A 24704-nucleotide genomic window follows, 5' to 3' on the forward strand; every position below is an offset into this window, starting at 1 on the left:
AGCTATGAGCTGTGAGTTCAACGGGTCGACGCAACGCTATCCTTAAACAAGGGGGGGACGTTGCCATGAAACGAAGAACGCGCATTTACTACACGCCAGAACAGAAAGCGATTATCTGGGACAGGTATAAGCAAGGTGATTCCCTGCATGATATCGCCAGAATGTTCGACAGATATCACTCTTCTGTTATGCCCACTATTCACCAAACTGGTGGTTATCGCCCTCCTGTCAGAAAGCGACACCGGCTGGCTCTTTCACTTGATGAAAGAGAGGAAATATCCAGAGGGCTGGTAGCAAAAAGTAGCATCAGGGACATCGCTGACAAATTATCAAGAGCCCCTTCGACTGTTAGCCGCGAGATCAAAAGGCATGGAGGTGCAAAACATTACCGAGCTGCAAAAGCTGATAAGGGCGCGTGGGACAGTGCCCTGAGGCCAAAACCTTGCAAGCTAATTGGATGCCCCGCATTGTGTAAAATCATTGCAGAGAAGATGTATCAGGACTGGTCGCCGGAACAAATCGCCGGTTGGCTTAAACGCTGTTATCCGGATAATCAGGAAATGCAGGTGTCACACGAAACGATTTATAAAACGCTTTTTATACAAACCCGGGGAGCTTTAAAAAAAGAGCTGCAGCAGTGCCTAAGAAGCGGAAGAGTAGTACGTAAATCCAGAACGACATCACTTAAAGGAAAGGGATTAGGCTCAATTCCGGATGCAATACCCATCAGCGAAAGGCCATCTGATGTTGCAGACAGAGCCATACCAGGTCACTGGGAGGGAGACCTGATACAGGGCTCTAAAAACTCATATATTGTCACGATGGTAGAACGCCATTCCCGCTTTGTTATGCTTGCCAAAATCAGTGATAACAAGACAGCCACAGTCATATCCGCACTAATCAAACAAGCCCGGCAGCTGCCTGTTGAACTGTATAAAACATTAACCTGGGATCGAGGGGCGGAAATGACTAATCACACCCTTTTTACTGTAGCGACAGAAATTGAGGTCTATTTTTGTGATCCTCAATCTCCCTGGCAACGCGGCTCCAATGAAAATACGAACAGATTGCTTAGGCAGTATTTTCCAAAAGGAACTGACTTATCGGTTCACAGCCAGCAAAGACTAAACAGTGTTGCCAGGCAGCTCAACGAGAGGCCAAGAAAAACGCTAGGCTATGAATCACCCGCAGAGCGTTTTAACCAATGTGTTGCATCCATCGGTTGAATTCACAGCGAGAAACGGACGATAACCTCTTACGGTTGTAATTAGTTTTCCGGAAGCTCCCTCAAAGGAAATAGTGTGATTGACAGGAAGTATTAGATTTCAAGTGCAGCAAGGATCGCGGCTTCCATTTTTTCAGGGGTGGAGATCGGTGCGAAACGCTTGAGCGGTTTGCCATCGCGTCCGATCAGGAACTTAGTGAAGTTCCACTTGATCCGCCCACCCAGCACGCCGGGCAATTCGTCTTTCAGATAACGAAACACCGGGTGCGTTAAGGCGCCGTTGACCTCCACTTTCTCGAACATCGGGAAGCTCACACCATAGTTAATGTGGCAGGTCTGCGCGATTTCGTCAGCACCGCCGGGTTCCTGCTTACCGAACTGATTGCAGGGAAAACCTAGCACCACCAGACCCTGGGCGGCGTACTTCTTGTAAAGCGATTCAAGGCCTGCGTATTGTGGCGTAAATCCACAATGGCTGGCGGTATTAACGACGAGAACCAGCTTGCCAGCATAGTCGGCCATAGGGATGAGCTGGCCACGCAAACTGGTGGCAGTAAATTGATGAAAGGTGGTCACGTCGGAATCCTCAAAGCAGAATCAGTTCAACATTGAAATTGCCACGTAGCCCGGAGCTGCAAGGGCACACGGCGTGGTTTGTGGCGAGGCTTAGGTCGGCAATCCGCTTCTTCAAGCGAACTCTCCTGCTCCAGCTCTGCCTGCTTCACGGCAAAGACAATCTGCGCTTCGGTAAATCGTGACTTTTTCATCGTCACAACCACCGCTCAGAAAAGCGAATATCATGCCGAAATTCTGTTTCTGAATGGAGCAGTATTTCGGGGCAGGGCCAACCTGACACTGATATCCGCTTCTGGCACTTCTCGGCTAGTCTGTCCGTTTTGTGCCAAAAGCTGACTCTAACACGTTGAAAAAGCAAAAACGGTGAACAGAACCCATACTGAACTCATCGTACGCAGGAAGCGTTAACCAGGAATTACCCGATGTTTTTCATGTCCTGAGGAGGCCAGTTTATTATATTTTTCATATACTCATGCGCGTGAATTAGCTAATCCGCAGATAACCAGGAAGAGAATGGTTACTGTTTTTTTGACTTGTCTGACAACGTAAAGTTGTTGGCTGAATATAAGGGAAAATAATGCCATCGTTATTTGGTGAGTTATCTGGCACTCCATCATGGGTGCCTGCTGTATTGCTCGTCACTCTCTCACTCGCACTCGGTTTTCTGGCGCGATTTATCCTTCTCAGATTCATCCGCTACTGGCAGAGTCGTGATAAGAAGCTATTCAAATCACTTGAAAAGCACCTTCGTGGATCAATGTTTCTTTTCATTCCCTTATTGTTAATAAGCGTAGGGGTTAATTATGTAAACATTCAACCTGACTCACTTAATTTTATTACAACAACCACTCATGTATTTATTATATTATCCTTCTGCTCCGTTTTGATTCGATTGACTAATGTTGCGCAGGATATGCTTTTTATACGTTATGACATTAATCTTTCGAATAATCTTCGCGCCCGTAAAATTCGCACTCAGATAATCTATGTTAAAAAAGTCGCTATCGTCGTACTCGTGACATTCTGTGTTTCTCTGATTTTACTCAGTTTTCCTGGTGTTCGAAAATTCGGCACTACAATTCTGGCGGGTGCCGGGGTTGCCGGAATAATCATTGGTTTTGCCTTACAGAAATCCCTTGTTAACTTGTTTGCCGGAATTCAGATAGCCTTTACGCAGCCGATAAAAATTGATGATGCTGTGGTCGTTGAAAAAGAATGGGGCTGGATTGAAGAGATAAACCTGACCTATGTTGTGGTGCGTCTCTGGGACCTGCGCCGACTGGTGTTACCCATCACATACTTTACAGAAAATGCGTTCCAAAACTGGACACGTAATAACGCACAAATTTTAGGTTCTGTTTTTCTTTACGTTGATTATTCCATGCCGTTAGATCCTCTCCGAGCACATTTTGAAAAAGTTCTCAGTGAAACAAAGCTCTGGGATCAACAAACTCAGGTGCTCCAGGTTACTGATACGAGTGAAAAAACCATGACTATCAGATTATTGATGACCGCTCAGAATTCCCCCATCGCCTGGGATTTACGCTGTCACGTTCGGGAAAAAATGATTGAGTTTATTCAGCAAAATTATCCCCAGAGTCTTCCTCACGTGAGGGCTACCCTGACCGATTCCGGTATTTGACAGTTCGAGAGTTGAGTAATTAAGCGCTCTCGTTTTTATAGGGTGGAACGTACAGCGTCTATAAGCATGCGGCACAAGCATCAGGACCGCTGTACCTCCGCTCTTCCCTCATAGTGCCAGCGCTGAAACGTTATGCTTACAACAGCATAGCCAGCAGCACGACGCACAACAGCAGCACATAGATTCTCGCATGCCAGACATCGGGGACGACTGGGATCACCCGGCGGGTAAACAGAATGCCCATCCAACCCGTCAGCACCAGTAAGCCCATAATTTTCAGGCTGATGAAACCCAGGAAGCCCTCTGCCGGGATTTTTTGCCAGCCGCTCACCGTATAAGTTACGGTGCCGCACAGCGCCACCGGCAGCGAAAGGGGATTGGCCGCGCTGGTGCAGTCTCGCATCGCATAGCCGTGTCGCCGCAGCAGCGGCACCGTCATAACGCTGCCGCCGACACCCAGCAATGCGGCAATGACACCAATCACTATCCCGCCGCCAGTCACTGTTGCCAGCGATAAACGGCGCGGCGCGCTGCCGCTGAAGAAACCTTTGCGCAGCAGGCAGTCGCCAATCGTCAACAGCATATAAAGGATAAACAGTACGCGAACCCATTCTTCGCTCAACAACCCTGCCAGCCACGAGCCAACCACTGCGCCCGTGGCGATGAACCACAGCAGCGGCAGACATGCCTGCGCTGAGATACTGCCCGCACGCCAGTTTCGATAGCTGACCCAGCCTGCGTTGAATATCATGACCGCCGTCGAGGTGGCGACGGCGATATGTAATGCATTCCCTGTCATATCAGGCTGATGGCGTAGCAGCTGATAGACAAAAGGCACCACAACGAAGCCGCCGCCGAAGCCAAACAGCACCGTTGTGATACCAGTGGTGAACCCTGCCAGAGCAATAATAAGGATGTCGTTCAAAGGAATGTTCCGCTATGAAATTGAACCCGCAGCTTATCCCCCTTACGCGCTACTTCCCATTTGCGCAGCGCTCAACTACCCTTGCAAACCGGTCAGAAGGAGGCAAAAGTGCGCAACGTGAGCATTGACAATGTTGATAGTCTGGCGCGTGACGTGGTCGCGATCGGCAATGATTATGCGCAGGGTTTTTTACTGCCTCTCCATCGGCATCGCCGCGCGCAGCTGTTGTATGGCGCAACCGGTCAGATGCATGTATCCACCCGTGACGGGGAGTGGGTAGTGCCGCCACAGCATGCGGTGTGGATCCCGCCTGAAACTCTGCATGCGGTAAAGTTTGTCGGCGTGACGACGCGGAGCCTGTATATCGCGCCCGAATGCGCGGCGCGCCTGATCCACCGTAACCGCTGCGACGTTATCAGCGTCTCGCCACTGTTGCGTCAGTTACTGCTTGAGGCTGTCGATTTGCCTCCGCTCTATGAGAGCGAGCACGAATGCGCGCTGATGAACCTGCTGCTACTGGAACTGGCAGCCATGCCAGCGCGCGAGTTCGATATTCCATTGCCGCGGCAGCCTGCGCTGCTGGCGCTGTGCCAGACATTTCTACTCGCGCCAACTGTCCACGATCCTGCTGAACGCTGGGCCAGGGCGATGTTTATGAGTGCCAGCACCTTTCGCCGCCATTTCCTGCAGCAGACCGGCATGTCATTTTCCGCCTGGCGCCAGCGGGCCTGCGTGGTCAGCGCGCTGGCAATGCTGATAACGGGCAAGCCGGTGAATGAAGTGGCATTGTCGCTTGGCTACGACAATGGTTCATCCTTTGCGACTATGTTTCGCCGCGTGACGGGCCAGCCTCCTTCGTTCTATCACCCGGCTTAAGACTGCAGGCACTGAGTAAAGCCTGCACTCAAAGCGCCTGTATTACTCCTGCTCTCTACAGCCGCGCCAGGCTCTGCCGATTCTCTGTATATGCGCATGATCGTTTTTGTATTGGCGGCAAGATGCGCCTTGCGCTGAGCAGCGTAGGGATGCGACCGTCCGCTTTGTGCTGTGAGTTCAACGGGTCGACGCAACGCTATCCTTAAACAAGGGGGGGACGTTGCCATGAAACGAAGAACGCGCATTTACTACACGCCAGAACAGAAAGCGATTATCTGGGACAGGTATAAGCAAGGTGATTCCCTGCATGATATCGCCAGAATGTTCGACAGATATCACTCTTCTGTTATGCCCACTATTCACCAAACTGGTGGTTATCGCCCTCCTGTCAGAAAGCGACACCGGCTGGCTCTTTCACTTGATGAAAGAGAGGAAATATCCAGAGGGCTGGTAGCAAAAAGTAGCATCAGGGACATCGCTGACAAATTATCAAGAGCCCCTTCGACTGTTAGCCGCGAGATCAAAAGGCATGGAGGTGCAAAACATTACCGAGCTGCAAAAGCTGATAAGGGCGCGTGGGACAGTGCCCTGAGGCCAAAACCTTGCAAGCTAATTGGATGCCCCGCATTGTGTAAAATCATTGCAGAGAAGATGTATCAGGACTGGTCGCCGGAACAAATCGCCGGTTGGCTTAAACGCTGTTATCCGGATAATCAGGAAATGCAGGTGTCACACGAAACGATTTATAAAACGCTTTTTATACAAACCCGGGGAGCTTTAAAAAAAGAGCTGCAGCAGTGCCTAAGAAGCGGAAGAGTAGTACGTAAATCCAGAACGACATCACTTAAAGGAAAGGGATTAGGCTCAATTCCGGATGCAATACCCATCAGCGAAAGGCCATCTGATGTTGCAGACAGAGCCATACCAGGTCACTGGGAGGGAGACCTGATACAGGGCTCTAAAAACTCATATATTGTCACGATGGTAGAACGCCATTCCCGCTTTGTTATGCTTGCCAAAATCAGTGATAACAAGACAGCCACAGTCATATCCGCACTAATCAAACAAGCCCGGCAGCTGCCTGTTGAACTGTATAAAACATTAACCTGGGATCGAGGGGCGGAAATGACTAATCACACCCTTTTTACTGTAGCGACAGAAATTGAGGTCTATTTTTGTGATCCTCAATCTCCCTGGCAACGCGGCTCCAATGAAAATACGAACAGATTGCTTAGGCAGTATTTTCCAAAAGGAACTGACTTATCGGTTCACAGCCAGCAAAGACTAAACAGTGTTGCCAGGCAGCTCAACGAGAGGCCAAGAAAAACGCTAGGCTATGAATCACCCGCAGAGCGTTTTAACCAATGTGTTGCATCCATCGGTTGAATTCACAGCCAACAGCGGACATCCAACAGCTCTTATATAGTAACTTGACGCACGTTTTCAGCGTTTTTCTTGTCGCAGTTGATCGTGTTGATCGAGTTCATAATCGATGAACGCACCGATCATAGTCCGATACACCTTCTCGATAATCACTGCGGGAAGCCCTATTTCAGTTGCCTGTTTACATACCTTGTCGATTACCTGTTGAACACGGTCTGGGGCGCGCACAGCTGAATGGTCACTTTTGAAAGCTGCTGCAGCTTTAACACATTGGCTACGTTGCGCGATCATTTTAACCAGTTCATTATCAATTTGGTCGATACGATTTCTAACATCCTCAATAGTAGAAAAATCCATCATTAACCCACCTGACTAGTACATGAGTGCGATAGGTTACACAATTTTTTCTATTATTACAGAGTTAAGTTTTCGAAGAATGACAGATAGGTCGGCATATAAATCAAAGTTCCTGCATAGCATGCGATTATTGGCAAAGCGTTAAACGAGAAAGTGTTAATGCCCGCTTTTTGCTCTTAGCAGACCTTGTTCTGCCGTATGTCCGCTTTGTGCTGTGAGTTCAACGGGTCGACGCAACGCTATCCTTAAACAAGGGGGGGACGTTGCCATGAAACGAAGAACGCGCATTTACTACACGCCAGAACAGAAAGCGATTATCTGGGACAGGTATAAGCAAGGTGATTCCCTGCATGATATCGCCAGAATGTTCGACAGATATCACTCTTCTGTTATGCCCACTATTCACCAAACTGGTGGTTATCGCCCTCCTGTCAGAAAGCGACACCGGCTGGCTCTTTCACTTGATGAAAGAGAGGAAATATCCAGAGGGCTGGTAGCAAAAAGTAGCATCAGGGACATCGCTGACAAATTATCAAGAGCCCCTTCGACTGTTAGCCGCGAGATCAAAAGGCATGGAGGTGCAAAACATTACCGAGCTGCAAAAGCTGATAAGGGCGCGTGGGACAGTGCCCTGAGGCCAAAACCTTGCAAGCTAATTGGATGCCCCGCATTGTGTAAAATCATTGCAGAGAAGATGTATCAGGACTGGTCGCCGGAACAAATCGCCGGTTGGCTTAAACGCTGTTATCCGGATAATCAGGAAATGCAGGTGTCACACGAAACGATTTATAAAACGCTTTTTATACAAACCCGGGGAGCTTTAAAAAAAGAGCTGCAGCAGTGCCTAAGAAGCGGAAGAGTAGTACGTAAATCCAGAACGACATCACTTAAAGGAAAGGGATTAGGCTCAATTCCGGATGCAATACCCATCAGCGAAAGGCCATCTGATGTTGCAGACAGAGCCATACCAGGTCACTGGGAGGGAGACCTGATACAGGGCTCTAAAAACTCATATATTGTCACGATGGTAGAACGCCATTCCCGCTTTGTTATGCTTGCCAAAATCAGTGATAACAAGACAGCCACAGTCATATCCGCACTAATCAAACAAGCCCGGCAGCTGCCTGTTGAACTGTATAAAACATTAACCTGGGATCGAGGGGCGGAAATGACTAATCACACCCTTTTTACTGTAGCGACAGAAATTGAGGTCTATTTTTGTGATCCTCAATCTCCCTGGCAACGCGGCTCCAATGAAAATACGAACAGATTGCTTAGGCAGTATTTTCCAAAAGGAACTGACTTATCGGTTCACAGCCAGCAAAGACTAAACAGTGTTGCCAGGCAGCTCAACGAGAGGCCAAGAAAAACGCTAGGCTATGAATCACCCGCAGAGCGTTTTAACCAATGTGTTGCATCCATCGGTTGAATTCACAGCCAGAAGCGGACATTGCGAAGCGACTTTCATCCAACTGAGGGGAGTAAAGATTTATGGTAGCCTGTAACTTCCTAGGACTTGCTTAAGAGACAGTAAATGCTTACTGGGCTGAACCATATAACAATCGCTGTAAACGATATTTCCAGAAGTTTTGATTTTTATGTGGAGACACTAGGTTTTACACCTAAGGCCAGATGGGCCTCTGGCGCTTACCTTTGTCTGGGTGATTTGTGGCTGTGTCTTTCCGCTGACGAGGTTAGCCCTCGGCAGGATTACACTCACTACGCCTTCAGCATTCGAAGTAAAGATTTTGATATGTTTGCTAATCACTTGAAATCATTTGGCGTTAAGGAATGGAAATCGAACAAGAGTGAAGGAAAGTCCATCTACCTTCTGGATCCGGATGGGCACAAGCTAGAAATTCATGATGGGGATTTAAACAGTCGCCTTAATGCATGTTTGAAGCATCCCTACAAGGATATGGTGTTTTTCAACGGCATGAATGGAGCTGAACAAAAGTGATTTGGTAACCCAGAAAATCGGCAAGGTTAATCCAGATGCTTTCCTGCTTCAGTGCATTCTAAGGTTTTATGTCCGCTTCTCGCTCAAAGCGGACTGACATGCCTCAACAGCTTACCACTCCTTTTACCAGGCTGGACGACGTTGCCTGAACTCGTTTCGAGTAACGTCGTCAGCAGGCAAGCCGCGCAGCGGTACGACAGCAGAATTTAATAGTTACAATATTTAATAACAGGCGCAGGATTAGGCCGGCGAACCGGCCTGAGGCATTATCAGATGGCGCAATAAACGCGCGCTTCACGTGGCGTGTAGATACCAAACGTCACCACGCTCAGTAAGCCATTAACAAACGTCTGCTGCACTTCAACCCGACTAACTTTTTCCTGGCCGCCGCACACCTGCGCCGCATCAATGCTCTTACGCTGACCGATACCTGAAACAAAGAACGGCTGGCTAGTGGTTTTCGTCGCCGCGCCAACTTGATTCTGTTTCATTACGAAAGTCTGCTGCGCACAGCCGGTTAAACTCAGAGCCAACAACGCCGCAACACAAAGCTTGTTCATAAATATCCTTATCGCCTGAAATGAAAAAATAAATGCTGAGTGAAATCATCACTCAGCCAGCAATCAGGTTATCGACAACGAAAGCGGAAACATGAGAAAGATTTTTGAGTACGCCTAACGGATACGTTTTGCTGAATAGTACAGCAATAAAAAGCCCCTGCACAGCAGGGGCTTTTTATGTTTACCGCAGCGTTTCCGCTTAGCGAGTCAAATCGTAGAAGAACTTTTTGACGCCATCGAGAAAGCTTTTTGAATGCGGACTGTTCTTCTCGCCCGCCGCACCACCAAAGCTCTATTCCAGCTCACGCAGCAGCGACTTATGCTTCTCGCTCATAGCGGACCCTGGCCTGCCGTCAGTCCGCTTTGTGCCAGAAGCGGACGTTGCGAACATTGTGCTATGTTGTTTTACGGGTAGCAGGATCAATGATCCGGAATGGCACATTACGATTAAAAGCAGAACCAGCCCAAGTTCCGTACCTGCAGTATCCGGTAAAGTAGAAGGGCAAACAGTCCGGTTAAGCCAAGACCCGGTATATCCCGGAAGGATATACTAAAGAAATAATTCAAATGACTGTATCATTTAAATAAAAACCCTGATTATTCTCAGGAAATTAAAACTAAACTGGCAGGGGTTATATTGCACCTGATAATCATGAGCAAAATTACAACTTAATTATCAAACGTTAATGTAGATGCGGATTATTGTCGTTGCGCTCAGGCATACCATTTTGATTAAGTTGTCTTGGGCAAGTCTTAATTGCACAACGGTGCGCATAACTACATTGGTCTTTTTTCAAAAATTTCTCGCAGCCCGTATAGGCCTTCAGAGAGTTCCAGGCGGTTTTCGTATGAAAATCTGTCTTTAACGCCCTGTTAAGCTTGATTGTTTCTCTGCCTTCAAACATAAACTTACCCTTGCTTAAAAGAATGTATTTCCCCGGCGTCAGGTCCTCATCGTACTCATGCCAGATAATACGGCACACTTTGTTATGATTCATAATCAATGAAAAAGATGTGGCTGTTTCGGGACTGATGAGCGTCTCCAGTAAAAACCATTCCATATTGCCTCCTCGGTCAGTGGGAGGTGGAATTTATATCAATATGAACAGGCTGTAAGATTTGAAAAGTAAAAAATTACTAAGAGACCAGCATTATTTTATTTAACAGTCTTGAAAAAATTTTGTTACTTGATGGTTCCCACTGTAAGCAAATGGAGTCATTTATTTTAAACTTAATGCATGGGTAAATATACAGTACCTCATACACTTAACGTAAAACATTACGCATGTCTTTTCTTTAATCTTGATTAATCAATAAAAGGAAAAGTCGATAACTTTCTTGATTCAGATCAAATTAAGTTTGAAAGTTATGTTATGTATAATTTGACCTGTAACAAACAAATTGTGCATTTGTTATCCGGAAGACACATTTTTAAAAAATTATATTCATCCGGAAATATCTTCATTAATACTGCTGAACCGAAGACAGAATACTTGCTTCTGGTACTGTCAACAGTCAGGCAGGGTTTCAGTATCAGTGAATTGCATTCTCAGCTTAACTTTCTCTTCAGCTTTTTGTACGGGCAAACGTCTAAATCAGCAATGTTATAGCATTGCATATTCCGTTCAGTCGCAGTTGCTTAAACAGGCCGGAGGAAAAGCAGGAAAATCACTCAATATATTGGCTGAAACGCAGAAGATATCCATCCGGATCCTGCACCAGAAACTCTCTCTGGCAGGCTATCGTTTCTCCGGTACTGTAGTGGTTATCGCGTAAAGCCCGATATAGCGATATGCCATGTGCGAGTAAACGCGCAAGTATTTGCTCAATATCGTCCACTTCTATCTGGAAATTAACGCCACGACCTAACGGTTTGACGAGTTCTGATGTGTTCCATCCTTCAGCATGATACTGCTCAAGCATGATTTGCGCCTCACCGAGGCTGACATAAGCAAAATCAGGATCGCTACGTTTTATCACAATGTTGAAGCCAAGCACATCAACATAGAAGTACAGGGAAGCAGGAAAATCCGTTACGGTCAGTTCAGGAACCATACGGTTCCAGTAGGGGTCTTTCAGGTCAGCCATTGATATCATCCTTTTTGACTGGCATAGCATACATCAGGCGGCTTTGTGTAAGACGATGTTATGGGGTAAGTCCGGTGGCCATATTGTCTGACTTACAGTGCGAGAGTTTATGCTGTGCCTGTCAGGCTGCATTAAAGCCCGACTGAAGTCAGAATAGGTGAATCAGAATAAAGCGGAATAACTGGCGAAAAAGCAGCCAGCACGCGATTAAGAATCAGGTTCAATCCAAACTGAACAGGCGACGCAGGGCAGTTCTGCCTCTGTCGGTCACGTTCACTTCGCGATATCCCGGCGTGCGGGCTACCCATTCTTTCTGCAGAAAAAGCGTCATCAGTGCCGAACCGGCATCCCCTCCCAGATGAAAGCGTCTTTCGCTCCAGTCGAGACAGGGACAGCAGGATTTGCGACGCGGGCGTGAGTTAAGCACTGCGCCAAGATTCTGGAAATGAGATTTTCCGTCTGGCGTCAGCGCAGTGCCGTCAGCCTCAAGCCATTTATCCTGCAGCATAAACTCATAAATATTTACAGCAAGCTCTCCCGCCAGATGGTCATAACAGGTGCGTGCATAACGTAAATAGGCGGGCGTGCGAGGCACCGGAGATTTGAACGTGTGCATGGAAATCCCCATCAGGTTTTCCAGCAGTCCGGCGATATGGTGGCCCGCAAGGCTGTAATAGCGGTGACGGCCCTGAGTCAGGCAAATAATCAGCCCGTTGCTGAGAAGCCGGCTGAGATGACCGCTGGTTGTCGATGCGGCAATGTCAGCCACAGCGCTGAGTTCAGTGGCTGTCCATGCGCGCCCATCCATCAGGGCACACAGAATACTGACCCTCGACGGGTCAGATAGGGCAGAAGCAACCTGTGCCATAGATTTTTCCAGAGAATCATCCGGCTCACTGTCGCGTTCAGTTTTTAGACGTTTCATTCAGGGAGTATTGCCCATTGTTGGGTTACTTCAGCTGCCCGAGTATTGTCATCCGTAATCAGAATAAGCCTGTTACTGTGATCGCTGTACTGTACCAGAATGTTAATGCCGTTCCTGGCAATTACTTCAGCTATGTCTCCAAGCTCACCCGGGCGTTTCTGAGGTAATTTTCTTATCAGAGGGCGGCACACATTGCTGACATCAAAACCGGCATCAGTCAGAACCTTACGGGCTTTCTCACCGTCTTCAACAAGGAAATGCGCGTGTCCGGCTTCTGGCGTCGAAAACACGCCTCCTCCCTCAAGGCCGACACCATTTGTGCCCAGCACACTTCCCAGTGAGCCAAGCGAACCTGGAGTATTACTGAGAATGACGTGAATATCATACATGCTGATGCGTTCCCTTATCAGATGAGTAATCACGGAATACACTGGCAACGCGTATTCTGTAAAACGAGAAAATTGACTGTTTACCTTCTTTTTGTGCTGCCAGGTGCATAACGTTCCGCTTCCACTCAGCCACAGAATCTTCATCCTCCCACCATGACAAAGAAAGGATTTTTCCGGGCGTAGTCAGACTCTGGAATCGTTCAATGGAAATAAAGCCCGGCGTGTCTGACAATACTGGTTTCAGCTCGGCAGCGAGCTGAAGATACCGTTCCCGGGACTCTGGTAAGGCATCCGCCTCAAAAAGTACTGCAATCATTTGTCTGCTCCGTCGTTGATTTCCGGTCAGCTTATTGCCAACAAAAGTCTGATGCTTCGGCCTTCACCGAAGTATGTCTGTTTCGTGGAAATCAGAATTGTTTAGACGGATGAAGTCTCACAGAAAAACGGACAAAAGATTCAAGGTCTGCAACGATTTATAGACTGGGCTGATTTACTTGCGATTAGTCCATACGTAGTGATATTCGAAATCTCCGCTTCTGGCATGTGGCTGCCAGACTGCAAGGTTTTCAGGTTGGCTATGAGTTAAAATCGGACATCAGTTTAGCCGGTATTATTGGTGTCGCCTGTAGTCTTCCCGGAAAGTCGCCTGTAGTTTTTGATGGTCGCATTGGAAAGGCTTGCTGCCGTATCCACAATGACAAAGCTGAAAGAATTGTCATTTATCAGGGGACTAAGATCTGTACATGCGATAAGAAGAGCCTCCACCTTATAACTTGCCACTACAGACATTAAATTCTGCCACTCTGCCTTTACATCAGGCTCGTGAAAGCCTTTTGTTTTAACCCGACCAATCAGCGATGTGGTCATTTCACGAAGTAGAGGTGAATCAATAATCTTTTTGCCAGTAGCTTCAATCCGCGCCTGATAGAAACCCGCTTCCAGCGTGGGTTCTGTAGCCAGTACAGCTAGCCTGGTTGCTTCTACAGGCAACGACTCAAGTGCACTGTCTGCGATATGCAGAAGTGGAATACCAGAGCTCGCCGCCTTCATTTCGGCAAAGTAGCAGTGCGCAAGGTTACAGGGAACAGCTATCAAACTCACTTTTGCTCTGACGAGTTCGGCAATACCCTGCTGCAGGGCTGCGATCATCGCATCATCATCAATTTTCTTGCCCGGCCAGAAAGGTGTAGGCAACGAGATGATATGCATTTTGGGAAAATCCATATCATATTTCGCTCCGTACCCGATCTGGCAGTCTGCCACCAGCATATCAACAAAGGGGGCTGTGGAACGGGGTCCCATACCTGCAAGCACACCTATAGAAACAGTCATCAACAGTGCCTCCTTTCAACATTTTCTTTCAGTTAACAAATGATCGCTGAGTTGCTTAAAAATTACAGATTTTTGATTTTTATGCTTATTTTAAAGGGCTGATTATAATTTTTGATCTGCTTCTCGTCAGAGAAAAAATCGTCATGCGAATAATGTCTTCATCAGCAGTATAAGGACTTGCTCAGTAAGACGCGTTGTCCATGAGCAGTGAGCTGGAACAGAGTGCCAGTTATCGTGAAGAACTGATTCTGATCAGCCACAGGTGAGAACACATCGGTGGAACACGACTATATATCTGTAACCAGCCCAATCAGTAAGAGGTGTATCAACCGCGTTTTGCTAATAAATTTTATGATGTCCTTCTGAAAAGGCTTCGGGCAGAACAGCAGTTACGCTGAGAGATGAATTCATAAGGAATTAAATAAATGGAAATAAGCATTCGGACCCCTTTGATACATTCCCTTTCTTTAAGTCAACACAGTGGATGCAATGTCTGGCTGAAGATGGAGTCTTCCCAGCCCACCGGCTCTTTTAAACTCCGGAGCGCGGGGCATGCCTGTTGCCATTACGCCAGTAAGGGCGCTACAGCATTTGTCAGTTCATCGGGCGGAAATGCCGGAATTGCGGTGGCTCACAGCGGTCGCAAACTGGGGCTACCGGTAACTGTCGTTGTACCGGAAACCACGTCAGCCAGAGCAAGACAGCTTATTGAACAGGAAGGGGCCAGGCTCATTGTGCATGGAAAAGTATGGAGTGAGGCTAACGATTATGCCCTGTCACTGGCAACGGATGAAATCATCTATATCCATCCGTTTGATAACCCGCTTTTGTGGGAAGGTATCAGCACAATTGTGGATGAGGTCATCAGTGAGGGAGTAAAACCTGATGCCGTTATTCTGTCCGTCGGCGGCGGAAGCATGCTGTCCGGCATAGCGCAGGGACTGGAAAAAAATCAGCTTGGTCACATCCCGATTTATGCCGTTGAAACCCACGGCACTGCCTCCCTTAACGCCTCGCTTAATGCCGGTAAGCTGGTGCGTCTTGATAAAGTCAGCGGCATAGCCACGACGCTGGCCGCAAGCCAGGTGTGCGAAAACGCGTTTAACGTGGCCAGTCGCCTGGATGTCAAAAGTATGCTGGTTTCTGACGCAGAAGCACTGCATGCCTGTCGGCATTTTCTTGATGACCATCGCGTGCTTACTGAGCCGGCATGCGGTGTGTCACTGTCACTCTTGTACGAAAACAAAATCCGTTTTAAACCTGCCGATAATGTACTGGTTATTGTTTGCGGTGGGGCGTCGGTCACTCTGGAAGGGATCGCGGGATGACAGAAGAACGGAATGAACATACCGGCGTTCACTCCAAAAGGGGCGGCTGATCTGCCGCAATTGATTAACATATCATGATGCGAGGTGAGGCCGCTTTTGGCCCAAAGCAGACATGCAAGCCACGGTACGCGATAAGTAAAAAATTAAACTGCTTCGTAGGTGCATCCTGAACTTTTATCATTACCTGCAGGAAGGCACCTATTCACGCCTTAGACTTCGCAGCAGCCTATTTCCTATTAGCAGTATCCCTATCTCCTGTTAAAACCAAAACACAACCAACCCACTGATTAACATAATCATTTCTATGGCTGCGTTGAGTTTATCAATTCATTTAAATCATTTTTAACAAAAAACGGGGCAGATGTTCGCGATGCTCTGTTACAAGCCACCTCGCTAACATAGCACTTTTTGCTCAATAATTTTCTTTACGAAACAAGCTGTTGAAATTTGATTGTAATCGCATTCATTTTAAGGGTGATAAATGCTGATTTAGATCAATTTAACCGCATAATTTTAAGCGTAGATTTCGCAACTTAAGCGGTTAACCTCTGTGTTTTCAATTTGTGTAATCGCTTTCATTTTTGGCATGGGCTGGCATTACAAAAGCTAGCGATTAAGCCTTAAAGAGATGTTTTTAAGTAAGTTAATTTAATCTAAAAAATATCATCGGAAATCTCCGTTCTCCGGCCCAGTCTCAGGAAACAGAAATGAACACGACAATCAAAACGCTCGCTCTTTTCATCGCTACATTCTCATCTTTTAGCACTCTGGCAATTAATTACAGTAACGTTAATTATCAGGATATTGAATCGTTACGAAGCGCCCTGAATAACGTGGTGAATAGTCATACCTCTAGAGATGCTGCCCGTGCGGCCCTAAATAAGATGAGCCCTGACTCACTTGAACAGGCCAAGCTATCAATCAAGGATCCACAGGTGCGTAATGTTATGGATCAGTTGCTTGAGGGCGTACCTGAAAACAATGGTAGTCTCCAGGCACCCAACACCAAAACAACAGCAGTTATTACATCCGACGCAAGCACACCTATCAGTCAGGCAGTTATCGATAATTCATCAAATCGTCATGCCTTAAATCCCAATGCTATTGCGCAGGTTACGGTCAGTAATCAAGGCTGGACTCAGAATAACTATCGGCAGGGCTATGACCGTTGGTCTGGTGACGTACAGAGTACGCGCCCCGCAGTCAGCGCTTCACAAATGAAAATGGATGCTTCTACCGCGCAGCAAAATACAATCAGCGAGAATAAACAAAATACTGTCGCACAACTTGATCAGCGCGACGCAGTAAGCCACCGATTAAGTGCCCAGGCAAAAGAGCAGATCACTCATAATCTGCGATTCAACAACTTAACTGCTTCAAAACTGGAAGGGCAAATTCAGCAGGCTGACCGGGAAAACAGTGAGCATGAAGCGGCGATGAAAGGGGAGGCGCTGACAAAAGCCAACCAGCAGCGTACCCGCCAGCAGGTGCTTGCGGGCGGCGTGGCAGAGGTCAACGCAGAGATGCAGCGTGAAGCTCAGATCCGCGGCGAGGCGCTGACAAAAGCCAACCAGCAGCGCACCCGCCAGCAGGTGCTTGCAGGCGGCGTAGCGGAGGTCAACGCAGAGATGCAGCGCGAGGCTCAGGCCCGCGGCGAGGCGCTGACAAAAGCCAACCAGCAGCGCACCCGCCAGCAGGTGCTTGCGGGCGGCGTGGCAGAGGTCAACGCAGAGATGCAGCGTGAAGCTCAGATCCGCGGGGAGGCGCTGACAAAAGCCAACCAGCAGCGCACCCGCCAGCAGGTGCTTGCAGGCGGCGTGGCAGAGGTCAACGCAGAGATACAACGCGAGGCTCAGATCCGCGGCGAGGCGCTGACAAAAGCCAACCAGCAGCGCACCCGCCAGCAGGTGCTTGCGGGCGGCGTGGCAGAGGTCAACGCAGAGATGCAGCGCGAGGCTCAGATCCGCGGCGAGGCGCTGACAAAAGCCAACCAGCAGCGTACCCGTCAGCAGGTGCTTGCAGGCGGCGTGGCAGAGGTCAACGCAGAGATGCAGCGTGAAGCAAAGATCAAAGGCGCAGCACTTGCACAGTCAAATCGCGATCGTGTCGATGCAGAAAACACTGCACTGAATGCCGCCCGTACTGCCTCTCTTGCGCAACACGAAGCTGCTGCAGCAGAGACAGCTAACCTGGCTGCACAAAAGTCACAGGCAGCAGACAAAGCCCAGCGCGAAGCTCAGCAGGCTCAAGCCGCATTAACATCGGCCAAATCTGCAGCGGCAGCAAAAGCGCAGGCTGAAGCTAAAGCCGCCGCGCTGGCAGCGCAAAATGCCCTGAAAACACCCGTAGTTGGTCAGCCAACGCCAGTGAGTATTGTGCCGGCCGTTGTGACCAATATTCCTACACCTGTCATTGCAAAAGTTTTTTTGACGGAAGGTTCGCACAATAACGGCGGCCATCACAAAGGCCCACATCAAAATGCAGCGTCAACCCGCAACAACGGTAACAGCAATGCCCACGGATCAGCGATGGGTGGCCGTGGACAGGGCGGCCAGCGCAGCGGACATAGTGCCGCGGGTAATTTTTGAGGCTGGGATAGAAGTGGACTCGTAGTCAGATAATGCTTACTCACACTAATTATCGTTGTCATGCTCTATTTATAGCCATGTCGAAAACGTGCTGATCTATTTTATTTCTATTAACCAGAAAAGATTTTAAGAGTGAAAAACAATATGAAAAAAGATTGTATAACTGCTGTATCAGCTTTGGTGGTTATGAGTGTAATGGCGGGTTGTACCTCTCAGGCTTCACGTATGGCCGATTGTCAGGCGCAAGGCGTAAGCCGGGACGCTTGTTATGTTGCTGAACAAAATCGGCAGGCGACAATCAGTGCCGCTGCTGAGAAACAGGCATTAGAAAATGCAAAGCAGGTTGCTCAAGCGGCCCATAAAGTTAAGCCATTTATTAAGCATTTTAGTGATAACGGAAACAATATCGAAATTAAGCGGGATAAGTTGGGGATCGTGACGGTTGATGGTAAACCAGCGGCTGAAATTGAGCGCGAAAGCGGGAACATCAGTTATCAGCAAGGGTTATATATTGTTATCGCCTACGCAACAGGTAAAGTTGCTGTCACTAAAGAAGGTGTCTTCCTGACATATGCGAAGTAACAGGCAGTTGCTCTTAATGTATCAGGCACAATAGGGAAGGAGTAAATGCAACGTCATATATTGACTCTCCAATATATGACGTTGCATTTAATGGCATCACCGTTAACCGCTAATATAGGCGAAATGATTGAAAATAGCAGGAATAGCGTTGCTCAATTATCAGATGTGGTGGATAAAATTATCAGGGTTACAGGATGCTAAGTTTAGGTGGGCTGGTTTTGATATTTAATCAATATACATGAAATGAAATCGGATAATAGGTGTTAGACTTATTTCAGTAGAGCCATGTGAACTGATTTTTAAACGTCGCCCCATTACTTATGCATCAAATGATAGTTTCTTGGCTGATGAATATCGCTCCCAGATAAAATCATTTGATCAACTCAACAGCAAATATTGCAAGTGAATGATGATCGCGTCAGTGGAGCATTGATCACACCCGATCTTTAATATTAATCTGAATGATATGAGGCATCTATTATATATATACCCGTTACTGGGCTCGCAATGACCGCTTGTGGCACAGGGCTACCAGCAAAAAGGTTTATAGGTCTGCTATGTGCGAAAAGCGGAAGTTCTGCCTGCAAAATTTATTACGATGCCGGTGGTTGGCAGTGCTAAAGCAGTAGTAACGAAAGGCAGTTTTCATCCACTTGTCAATTTCAGTGTTCATAAACGCGGCAATATCCTTTATGAGATTGCAATACAAATCGTTATATATTCAAATGCATAACGATACTCATGCTTGAAAAGGATGTTAAATGAATCTGTATATGTTCTATATCGGTGGCAATGCTGGGAAATCCAACATAGAAGTGCACGACATTCAATTTGTTGCGGCAAACAGACCAGAAGATGCCTGGCCCGCTCTTCGTGATGTATGGTTCGGGGATAAGGATAAAATTCATATTGACGGCTACAGCCGTGTCACCTGGGCTGACGGATATTCTGTTACCCTCTCCGCTAAACCTTCCCCTTCAGCAAACAGGTTATTTTTCGTCAATGCAGGCGGCTACCGACCTGATACGCTCGCTGAGTTACATGAATTCGATTTATTTGTGGCCGAAAATGCGCAGCAGGCTAAGAAAAAAGCGTTACAGACGCTGCTCTGTGGCACCGACCATCAGCATAAGGATAATTTGAAGGACGTGGATGATTGCCTGTTACTTGAAAAGGTAGGTGAGTTCTTTATTCATTTGGTTCCCTGTGATTCCGGACGTCGTGATCAACCAGAATGGCAGGGCTATCAACCCATAGGTATCTGACATTGGCCAGACTGCAGGTGCGGCAGTAATGGCTAAACATTTGTTAATCCGGCAGGTTATATTTATTCCTGCGGAATCAATGGAATAAGGACACTACCGTGAAAATCTACTGGACCCTGAAAAGCATTCCTGAACTCGCCGATTTATCCCTGCGGGAACGCGGAAGGCGCTGGAGGAGCGCATATAAGTCCGCTTTCCGGCACCGGGAAACCTGGTGCGGGATGGCGCTATGCGGTAGCTGTGCGGGCGCGGGCGTCTATTTCTTCGGTATGGTGGGCGGCGTACTGATGGCCGCACTGGGCGGTTTCCTGTACGGCCAAATAGTGACATACGTTGTTCTTAAATATTACCGCCACCGGCTGCGCGGCGAAGCTGGCTGATTTTTGGAGATACAGCTTTCCCGCTATGTGACTTCGCAATTGCATGCGGTTTGGCTATCCGGTCGTATTTTACTTGTCCATCGGCAACCAACAATCCAGGCAAAGTTGACAGGCAGTGACCTGCCCGCAGGTTAATACATTTCAGTGTTAGCAACGTCCGCTTGTGGCACAAAGCGGTCAGCTGTCAGTCAGAGTCTGTTATGAGCTAAAAGCAGGCATTTTCGCCCAGAATGAACGCTGAAATATCCCAACGTCATTAGTAAGTCAGGTAGGGTGATTTGGATTACGACGAGGATTAGAAACTGAAACGATTTACGAGCCTGTTGTATAAGACGGATTATGCTTAATAGATTCGCAACGTAGGGGCTGGTCGCTTACTATTTAATGCCTATGGACATCAATCTTCTTGGCTTTATGCCAGCATTGTTACCTGTTGCTTTGTCTCCTGGAGCAAGTTTCACGCTTGTTATGAGCAGCGCGCTAGCAGATGGACGCAACGGCCTTTTCAGAACCCTCGCCGGAACAGCATTGGGAATTTATACCCATGCGCTTTTCATCGGACTCGGCATAACTGCAATTATTATTTCATCGCCAGCAGTTTATGGTTTCCTGAAAATTGCAGGAACAATTTATCTTCTTTGGCTGGGCGTTATGCTTATCCGAAGTGGACTGAATGCAAAGCGCAATCAACACAAAAACAGCGTGCCTCCAATTACATTAAAAGGAGCGTGGCTGGCTAATGTCCTCAACCCTAAAGCCATTATTTTTTATCTCACCGTTGTTTCTCAGTTTGCTGGAAACCAGGGAGGCGTAGACAACTACCTGATATTGGCTACCGTCCATGTGGTGATTATGTGCCTCTGGCTTATTACCATAAGCCGTATCTTGGTTTTTTCAGCCCAAAAAACCCATCCACTGATGCTTAAAAAATATGTGAACATAGCTGGAGGAGCGCTACTCATTATTTTTTCACTGCACAGCCTTATTCACTAATTTCTGACAATCGACTTCCGCCTTCTTCTTACTCTGCTCTAAACGATATCATTTAGGTCCGTTTTGAGCGGAAAGCGGACTTTAACGGCCTATGACTTATAGTGATTGATTAACAAATCAACTAAATCCATTTTCGCTTAATTCTGTGGCTAATTGATCTCTACATGCATGTCGATGGTAGTAAGAATTTAGCGCAACAACAAGGCAGGAAGCCGGAGGCCATCTCCTTTTTCTCTGGCTTTAGCAATTCACCATTAATTATTTCATCCTGGCTCATATCGAATTCACTGAGGATTAACAGCAGACATTTATAATATGACGCATTGCGAGCAGTGCATGAGGCTTTCAGGGCGATTCTATTTGGTGTGGATCAATGTTTTCTCCATATAGACAAAGCGCAAACCGGGATTTAGAGGTACTCCAAATCGCGTATCCTCCACAAGGAAAGGCTCTGTTTCTCCAGTCAGCGTATAACCTCGTCTCTCATACCATTTAATAAGCGTGTGACGGACGTCCAGTACCGTCAACCGAATTGTCTTTCCTCTGCGGCGGCTGCACCACTGTTCTGCTGCAGCAATTAACTTACGGCCATAGCGGCGGTTTTGTAGCAGTGGATCAATGGCAAGCGAACCGAGATACCATGTACTTTCAGCCATTGGCTCCACCCAGACACATCCCCGAATTTTGCTCTGCATTTTCCATAGCAACAGACTTGCATCCGGCTTAGACGCAATCTCCTGTCTCAGCGTTTCTTCACTTATGCGATCGCCGGCAATGATTCCACCTTCGTTTGTCCACCCACCGTCACCACCGATACAACGATAAGCTTGATTAAGCAGCGCAGTGACAGCTGCAATATCATCTTCGCAGATCGGTTCAATATCTATAACTGTCAACTGGCTTGATTGCTCCGCGAAAACCTCTTCCGGCTGGCACTTTTCAAACTGATTAACTTGAATAGTCATATTTTTGTATCCGTCAGAAAATTAGATAAATGAAAGTGAATGATTAAATCAACCATTTAATTAGCCTATCTGTAGTGAGTCAGGCTGTCAGATTGCTTCATAATTTTATATCCCGCACATCGTGTTATCGCCTAACCCTGGACACACTGTTCCGCTGCGGTTATTTTTATGTCATGGCCGATGAACCTCACACAAAAAAAAGTTTCTCCAACAGACGAATAATCGCTGAAAGCTTCACGCTTACGTCAAATACTGGTTGGAATGTTTTAAATAGATTATTTCTTCTGTTTGTATTAACAATGCCACAACGCAATTTATCCGCGTTTTACATATTAATGACCGCTATGGGCAGTTTTAAACAATGTTACGTTATGCTTTATTTTATGTGGCGCAGGCATTTGATTAGCACTATGCACGAGAAATGGCATAGCCTGTATAAATGCCAGGGTAAATATCAACGACCGGTCGGGCAATTGTATTTCGGCTATATCATTCAATGCGTTTTACACTGGGATTATTCTCCGTTGCCTCCTCATGATAAATGTCATCCAGCCAGCCGGGCAGTTCGGTTTCGGTAAGCTCGTCAGGAATGGTAATATCTTTGAGTAAGGAATATTTACGTTCTGACAAGTCTATACGGAACACCAGCCAGCGCCCATGCTCCCGTTTAACGCCAATGTGCCGACCAAAAACATTGTAAATTAACATCATTTTTTCCGTGTACGTAGCGATAAGATCCGATGCCGGATAGTAGGGATTATCACTTAAACTCCTATTCTGCTATGGGTAGACAATGATACCAAGCAGTTTGTCCTGTCTCACCGTGGCATAACAGCGTTCTCTCTGAACAGGTAAGTCTGTTTCCTGGTCATAGTTGGGCAGGGCTGCTGCTAATTGCCATCTGACAGGTAGGGCAAAAGATCTCATGCTTTATGCATGACAAATATCATGAGCCCTCAGTGGAAGAATTTTTATCTGAACTTGAAAAATAAAGCTCATCTAATCCCTTACGTAATAGTTGCCGATGATTGATTGAACCATCTACCGGCAGAAGCGTTCGCTTCGCAACCTTCCAGCAGCCCTCTCGCCGTTCCATTTCCCAGCGATTTACCACTACGCGGTGAATTCGATAACCCTTTGATATTCCATGATTTGGAAGCATTTGATTCGGGCCTTCTTGATTAAGGTGAACTATTTGGAGGTAAGAGGTTACTACTGCAACATCGTCACGCAAATCAATGAGTGGGAGCCCGGTAAAATGTGCGAGCCCACCTGCAATTGCTTCCTCATGCTCCGGACGTTCAATAAACGCCGCAATATCTTTGGCTCCGTTTGCACCATCCAGTTCAGGACCACGATCAAAGATACCATCATGATTATAAACCGACAGTGTGTACTCAGAATGCCCGGTATCCGCGCTAAGGGGATGAGCAGCAATGAGTTCAAAAATTTCCAATTTATCTTCGATAGCCTGAAGACGTTTTTCATAGTCATTTTGTTTAGATGAAGACATACAGACTCCTTATCAATTTATAACAACGGTAAAAGCTTTTTCAAAAAACTCATATTCTGGCAGTTCAGTCGTTACTCGCTACGTGCCCGTTCATATTAAAATGTTGCCACAAAAGGGTTTGCTTCCAGTGGGCCCCATGCGGCTATAACATTATCGATAAGTTATATAAAATGCGGTTGAAATTTTAGATTATCGATTATGTAAAACTTCGACTTGATAGATAGTATCAATCGTTAACATCACCGATTGGTTTCGTAAAAATTTATTCCCTAGCCACCTCAATATTAAGGCTGTTTTAATTTTCAGTTTAAGAAATCATATTTCTAAGGTAAAATTGAAGCTATTAAATTAGGTTGAATAAAGAAGTAAGAAATTTCACGCGGTTGTTTTTTCATGCCTGCAAACGACTTCATTAATAACCAGTAGCATTAATTTCTCAGCAAATTCTGGATCAAGGTTGGCCTCCTGCGCGATTTTTTTCAAGCGAGCCAACTGATTTTTCTCCCTATGTTCATCTCTTTTTGGCAGATTATACTTGGCTTTAAGCTTGCCAATTTCAGAAGTACACCGAAACCGTTCAGAAAGGATGTACATTAACGCTGCGTCGAGATTATCAATCGTCTGCCGAAAGAATGTCAGTTGAACAGCACAATCATGATTTTTCATTGGTTAACCTCTGATAAATGCTTCAATTAAACAGCCATGAAATGATAAAAAGCAGCCTACCTTCTAGTTGGTTTGGTGTCAATACCGGACTGTCTGGCTATATTGCGCTTCCTTGACAATAAGTCTACCTGCAGGTAGGTTGACTAAATCGCGAAACCTTTCCTCAATATAAATTTGCTGTTTTTT

General features: G+C 46.9%; 27 protein-coding genes and 1 pseudogene. 12 read left to right on the forward strand and 16 right to left on the reverse strand.

Going from position 1 to position 24704, the window contains the following annotated elements; genetic code table 11:
• Nucleotides 1-65: 65 nt before the first annotated feature.
• Nucleotides 66-1226: an IS30 family transposase gene (locus ACF2G4_RS21345; RefSeq protein WP_409076269.1), complete on the forward strand. Its 1161-nt coding sequence runs from the start codon at nt 66-68 to the stop codon at nt 1224-1226.
• Nucleotides 1227-1318: 92 nt separating this feature from the next.
• Here ACF2G4_RS21345 and ACF2G4_RS21350 read toward each other — a convergent pair whose 3' ends face one another.
• Nucleotides 1319-1801 carry a glutathione peroxidase gene (locus tag ACF2G4_RS21350; RefSeq protein ID WP_215844749.1) on the reverse strand — a complete coding sequence of 161 codons (483 nt, stop codon included), beginning with the start codon at nt 1799-1801 and terminating at the stop codon, nt 1319-1321.
• A gap of 26 nt (nt 1802-1827) precedes the next feature.
• Nucleotides 1828-1992: a hypothetical protein gene (locus tag ACF2G4_RS21355; protein WP_215844750.1), complete on the reverse strand. Its 165-nt coding sequence runs from the start codon at nt 1990-1992 to the stop codon at nt 1828-1830.
• 386 nt (nt 1993-2378) lie between these two features.
• On the opposite strand from ACF2G4_RS21355, the gene ACF2G4_RS21360 reads away from it, so the two are divergent.
• Nucleotides 2379-3443 (forward strand): mechanosensitive ion channel family protein, encoded by a 1065-nt coding sequence (locus ACF2G4_RS21360; protein WP_215844751.1) that lies wholly within the window; start codon nt 2379-2381, stop codon nt 3441-3443.
• Between the two features lie 136 nt (nt 3444-3579).
• On the opposite strand, the gene ACF2G4_RS21365 is transcribed toward ACF2G4_RS21360, so the two are convergent.
• A complete protein-coding gene (locus tag ACF2G4_RS21365; protein WP_332626111.1) occupies nt 3580-4368 on the reverse strand; it encodes a sulfite exporter TauE/SafE family protein in 789 nt (262 codons plus the stop codon).
• Between the two features lie 108 nt (nt 4369-4476).
• Here ACF2G4_RS21365 and ACF2G4_RS21370 point away from each other — a divergent pair, with 108 nt between their 5' ends.
• On the forward strand, nt 4477-5244 hold the full coding sequence (locus ACF2G4_RS21370) for a helix-turn-helix transcriptional regulator (protein ID WP_332626109.1): 768 nt from the start codon (nt 4477-4479) through the stop codon (nt 5242-5244).
• 225 nt (nt 5245-5469) lie between these two features.
• Nucleotides 5470-6630: an IS30 family transposase gene (locus ACF2G4_RS21375; protein ID WP_409076269.1), complete on the forward strand. Its 1161-nt coding sequence runs from the start codon at nt 5470-5472 to the stop codon at nt 6628-6630.
• A 57-nt stretch (nt 6631-6687) separates the two neighbouring features.
• On the opposite strand, the gene ACF2G4_RS21380 is transcribed toward ACF2G4_RS21375, so the two are convergent.
• Nucleotides 6688-6984 (reverse strand): chorismate mutase, encoded by a 297-nt coding sequence (locus ACF2G4_RS21380; RefSeq protein WP_409076449.1) that lies wholly within the window; start codon nt 6982-6984, stop codon nt 6688-6690.
• A 268-nt stretch (nt 6985-7252) separates the two neighbouring features.
• Here ACF2G4_RS21380 and ACF2G4_RS21385 point away from each other — a divergent pair, with 268 nt between their 5' ends.
• Together ACF2G4_RS21385 and fos are read left to right on the forward strand one after the other, a co-directional pair.
• Nucleotides 7253-8413, forward strand: a complete 1161-nt coding sequence (locus ACF2G4_RS21385; protein WP_409076269.1) for an IS30 family transposase — start codon at nt 7253-7255, stop codon at nt 8411-8413.
• A gap of 105 nt (nt 8414-8518) precedes the next feature.
• Nucleotides 8519-8944 (forward strand): fosfomycin resistance glutathione transferase, encoded by a 426-nt coding sequence (gene fos / locus ACF2G4_RS21390; protein ID WP_215844754.1) that lies wholly within the window; start codon nt 8519-8521, stop codon nt 8942-8944.
• A 269-nt stretch (nt 8945-9213) separates the two neighbouring features.
• On the opposite strand, the gene ACF2G4_RS21395 is transcribed toward fos, so the two are convergent.
• The 8 genes and pseudogenes from ACF2G4_RS21395 to ACF2G4_RS21430 form a co-directional block, all read right to left on the reverse strand.
• On the reverse strand, nt 9214-9504 hold the full coding sequence (locus tag ACF2G4_RS21395; RefSeq protein ID WP_009089453.1) for a Bor family protein: 291 nt from the start codon (nt 9502-9504) through the stop codon (nt 9214-9216).
• 199 nt (nt 9505-9703) lie between these two features.
• A pseudogene (locus ACF2G4_RS21400) lies at nt 9704-9838 on the reverse strand (molecular chaperone DnaJ); the annotation flags it as partial.
• Between the two features lie 349 nt (nt 9839-10187).
• The gene (locus ACF2G4_RS21405) at nt 10188-10565 is read right to left on the reverse strand and encodes a hypothetical protein (RefSeq protein WP_409076422.1); all 378 of its coding nucleotides are present in this window, start codon (nt 10563-10565) and stop codon (nt 10188-10190) included.
• 607 nt (nt 10566-11172) lie between these two features.
• Entirely contained in the window at nt 11173-11592 is a 420-nt protein-coding gene (locus ACF2G4_RS21410; RefSeq protein WP_409076423.1) for a bleomycin resistance protein, read from the reverse strand.
• Between the two features lie 220 nt (nt 11593-11812).
• Nucleotides 11813-12517, reverse strand: coding sequence for an ArsR/SmtB family transcription factor (locus ACF2G4_RS21415; RefSeq protein WP_409076424.1), 705 nt, complete (start codon nt 12515-12517; stop codon nt 11813-11815).
• A complete protein-coding gene (locus ACF2G4_RS21420) occupies nt 12514-12906 on the reverse strand; it encodes an amino acid-binding protein (protein WP_215844758.1) in 393 nt (130 codons plus the stop codon). Before ACF2G4_RS21420 ends, ACF2G4_RS21415 begins: the two co-directional genes overlap by 4 nt.
• On the reverse strand, nt 12899-13222 hold the full coding sequence (locus tag ACF2G4_RS21425; RefSeq protein WP_243079525.1) for an antibiotic biosynthesis monooxygenase: 324 nt from the start codon (nt 13220-13222) through the stop codon (nt 12899-12901). The genes ACF2G4_RS21420 and ACF2G4_RS21425 overlap by 8 nt, the downstream gene beginning before the upstream one ends.
• 284 nt (nt 13223-13506) lie before the next feature.
• Nucleotides 13507-14238, reverse strand: a complete 732-nt coding sequence (locus tag ACF2G4_RS21430) for an aspartate/glutamate racemase family protein (protein WP_409076450.1) — start codon at nt 14236-14238, stop codon at nt 13507-13509.
• A gap of 425 nt (nt 14239-14663) precedes the next feature.
• On the opposite strand from ACF2G4_RS21430, the gene ACF2G4_RS21435 reads away from it, so the two are divergent.
• From ACF2G4_RS21435 to ACF2G4_RS21460, 6 genes are all read left to right on the forward strand, one after another.
• Nucleotides 14664-15566 (forward strand): pyridoxal-phosphate dependent enzyme, encoded by a 903-nt coding sequence (locus tag ACF2G4_RS21435; protein WP_332626095.1) that lies wholly within the window; start codon nt 14664-14666, stop codon nt 15564-15566.
• Between the two features lie 707 nt (nt 15567-16273).
• Nucleotides 16274-18154: a hypothetical protein gene (locus tag ACF2G4_RS21440; protein WP_409076425.1), complete on the forward strand. Its 1881-nt coding sequence runs from the start codon at nt 16274-16276 to the stop codon at nt 18152-18154.
• 144 nt (nt 18155-18298) lie between these two features.
• Nucleotides 18299-18736, forward strand: a complete 438-nt coding sequence (locus tag ACF2G4_RS21445; protein WP_409076451.1) for a hypothetical protein — start codon at nt 18299-18301, stop codon at nt 18734-18736.
• 761 nt (nt 18737-19497) lie between these two features.
• On the forward strand, nt 19498-20001 hold the full coding sequence (locus ACF2G4_RS21450; RefSeq protein WP_215844743.1) for a DUF1543 domain-containing protein: 504 nt from the start codon (nt 19498-19500) through the stop codon (nt 19999-20001).
• A gap of 98 nt (nt 20002-20099) precedes the next feature.
• The gene (locus ACF2G4_RS21455) at nt 20100-20381 is read left to right on the forward strand and encodes a hypothetical protein (protein WP_409076426.1); all 282 of its coding nucleotides are present in this window, start codon (nt 20100-20102) and stop codon (nt 20379-20381) included.
• Between the two features lie 390 nt (nt 20382-20771).
• On the forward strand, nt 20772-21374 hold the full coding sequence (locus tag ACF2G4_RS21460) for a LysE family translocator (RefSeq protein WP_409076427.1): 603 nt from the start codon (nt 20772-20774) through the stop codon (nt 21372-21374).
• A 356-nt stretch (nt 21375-21730) separates the two neighbouring features.
• On the opposite strand, the gene ACF2G4_RS21465 is transcribed toward ACF2G4_RS21460, so the two are convergent.
• The 4 genes from ACF2G4_RS21465 to ACF2G4_RS21480 all read right to left on the reverse strand — a co-directional run bounded on the left by ACF2G4_RS21465 (nt 21731) and on the right by ACF2G4_RS21480 (nt 24518).
• On the reverse strand, nt 21731-22339 hold the full coding sequence (locus ACF2G4_RS21465; RefSeq protein WP_409076428.1) for a GNAT family N-acetyltransferase: 609 nt from the start codon (nt 22337-22339) through the stop codon (nt 21731-21733).
• A gap of 489 nt (nt 22340-22828) precedes the next feature.
• Nucleotides 22829-23047, reverse strand: a complete 219-nt coding sequence (locus ACF2G4_RS21470; protein WP_409076452.1) for a hypothetical protein — start codon at nt 23045-23047, stop codon at nt 22829-22831.
• Between the two features lie 238 nt (nt 23048-23285).
• Nucleotides 23286-23852: a nuclear transport factor 2 family protein gene (locus ACF2G4_RS21475; RefSeq protein ID WP_409076429.1), complete on the reverse strand. Its 567-nt coding sequence runs from the start codon at nt 23850-23852 to the stop codon at nt 23286-23288.
• Nucleotides 23853-24227: 375 nt separating this feature from the next.
• On the reverse strand, nt 24228-24518 hold the full coding sequence (locus tag ACF2G4_RS21480) for a chorismate mutase (RefSeq protein ID WP_409076430.1): 291 nt from the start codon (nt 24516-24518) through the stop codon (nt 24228-24230).
• Between the last annotated feature and the right edge of the window lie 186 nt (nt 24519-24704).

Origin of the sequence: Pantoea phytostimulans (assembly GCF_046118715.1) — a bacterium.
GTDB lineage: Bacteria > Pseudomonadota > Gammaproteobacteria > Enterobacterales > Enterobacteriaceae > Pantoea > Pantoea phytostimulans.

Bases quoted from the DNA above. Each gene is read 5' to 3' on its own strand.
- ACF2G4_RS21345 (WP_409076269.1), top strand. From the start codon at position 66: ATGAAACGAAGAACGCGCATTTACTACACGCCAGAACAGAAAGCGATT.
- ACF2G4_RS21355 (WP_215844750.1), bottom strand. From the start codon at position 1,992: ATGAAAAAGTCACGATTTACCGAAGCGCAGATTGTCTTTGCCGTGAAG.
- ACF2G4_RS21360 (WP_215844751.1), top strand. From the start codon at position 2,379: ATGCCATCGTTATTTGGTGAGTTATCTGGCACTCCATCATGGGTGCCT.
- ACF2G4_RS21375 (WP_409076269.1), top strand. From the start codon at position 5,470: ATGAAACGAAGAACGCGCATTTACTACACGCCAGAACAGAAAGCGATT.
- ACF2G4_RS21380 (WP_409076449.1), bottom strand. From the start codon at position 6,984: ATGGATTTTTCTACTATTGAGGATGTTAGAAATCGTATCGACCAAATT.
- ACF2G4_RS21385 (WP_409076269.1), top strand. From the start codon at position 7,253: ATGAAACGAAGAACGCGCATTTACTACACGCCAGAACAGAAAGCGATT.
- fos (WP_215844754.1), top strand. From the start codon at position 8,519: ATGCTTACTGGGCTGAACCATATAACAATCGCTGTAAACGATATTTCC.
- ACF2G4_RS21395 (WP_009089453.1), bottom strand. From the start codon at position 9,504: ATGAACAAGCTTTGTGTTGCGGCGTTGTTGGCTCTGAGTTTAACCGGC.
- ACF2G4_RS21405 (WP_409076422.1), bottom strand. From the start codon at position 10,565: ATGGAATGGTTTTTACTGGAGACGCTCATCAGTCCCGAAACAGCCACA.
- ACF2G4_RS21410 (WP_409076423.1), bottom strand. From the start codon at position 11,592: ATGGCTGACCTGAAAGACCCCTACTGGAACCGTATGGTTCCTGAACTG.
- ACF2G4_RS21415 (WP_409076424.1), bottom strand. From the start codon at position 12,517: ATGAAACGTCTAAAAACTGAACGCGACAGTGAGCCGGATGATTCTCTG.
- ACF2G4_RS21420 (WP_215844758.1), bottom strand. From the start codon at position 12,906: ATGTATGATATTCACGTCATTCTCAGTAATACTCCAGGTTCGCTTGGC.
- ACF2G4_RS21425 (WP_243079525.1), bottom strand. From the start codon at position 13,222: ATGATTGCAGTACTTTTTGAGGCGGATGCCTTACCAGAGTCCCGGGAA.
- ACF2G4_RS21430 (WP_409076450.1), bottom strand. From the start codon at position 14,238: ATGACTGTTTCTATAGGTGTGCTTGCAGGTATGGGACCCCGTTCCACA.
- ACF2G4_RS21435 (WP_332626095.1), top strand. From the start codon at position 14,664: ATGGAAATAAGCATTCGGACCCCTTTGATACATTCCCTTTCTTTAAGT.
- ACF2G4_RS21440 (WP_409076425.1), top strand. From the start codon at position 16,274: ATGAACACGACAATCAAAACGCTCGCTCTTTTCATCGCTACATTCTCA.
- ACF2G4_RS21445 (WP_409076451.1), top strand. From the start codon at position 18,299: ATGAAAAAAGATTGTATAACTGCTGTATCAGCTTTGGTGGTTATGAGT.
- ACF2G4_RS21450 (WP_215844743.1), top strand. From the start codon at position 19,498: ATGAATCTGTATATGTTCTATATCGGTGGCAATGCTGGGAAATCCAAC.
- ACF2G4_RS21460 (WP_409076427.1), top strand. From the start codon at position 20,772: ATGGACATCAATCTTCTTGGCTTTATGCCAGCATTGTTACCTGTTGCT.
- ACF2G4_RS21465 (WP_409076428.1), bottom strand. From the start codon at position 22,339: ATGACTATTCAAGTTAATCAGTTTGAAAAGTGCCAGCCGGAAGAGGTT.
- ACF2G4_RS21470 (WP_409076452.1), bottom strand. From the start codon at position 23,047: ATGTTAATTTACAATGTTTTTGGTCGGCACATTGGCGTTAAACGGGAG.
- ACF2G4_RS21475 (WP_409076429.1), bottom strand. From the start codon at position 23,852: ATGTCTTCATCTAAACAAAATGACTATGAAAAACGTCTTCAGGCTATC.
- ACF2G4_RS21480 (WP_409076430.1), bottom strand. From the start codon at position 24,518: ATGAAAAATCATGATTGTGCTGTTCAACTGACATTCTTTCGGCAGACG.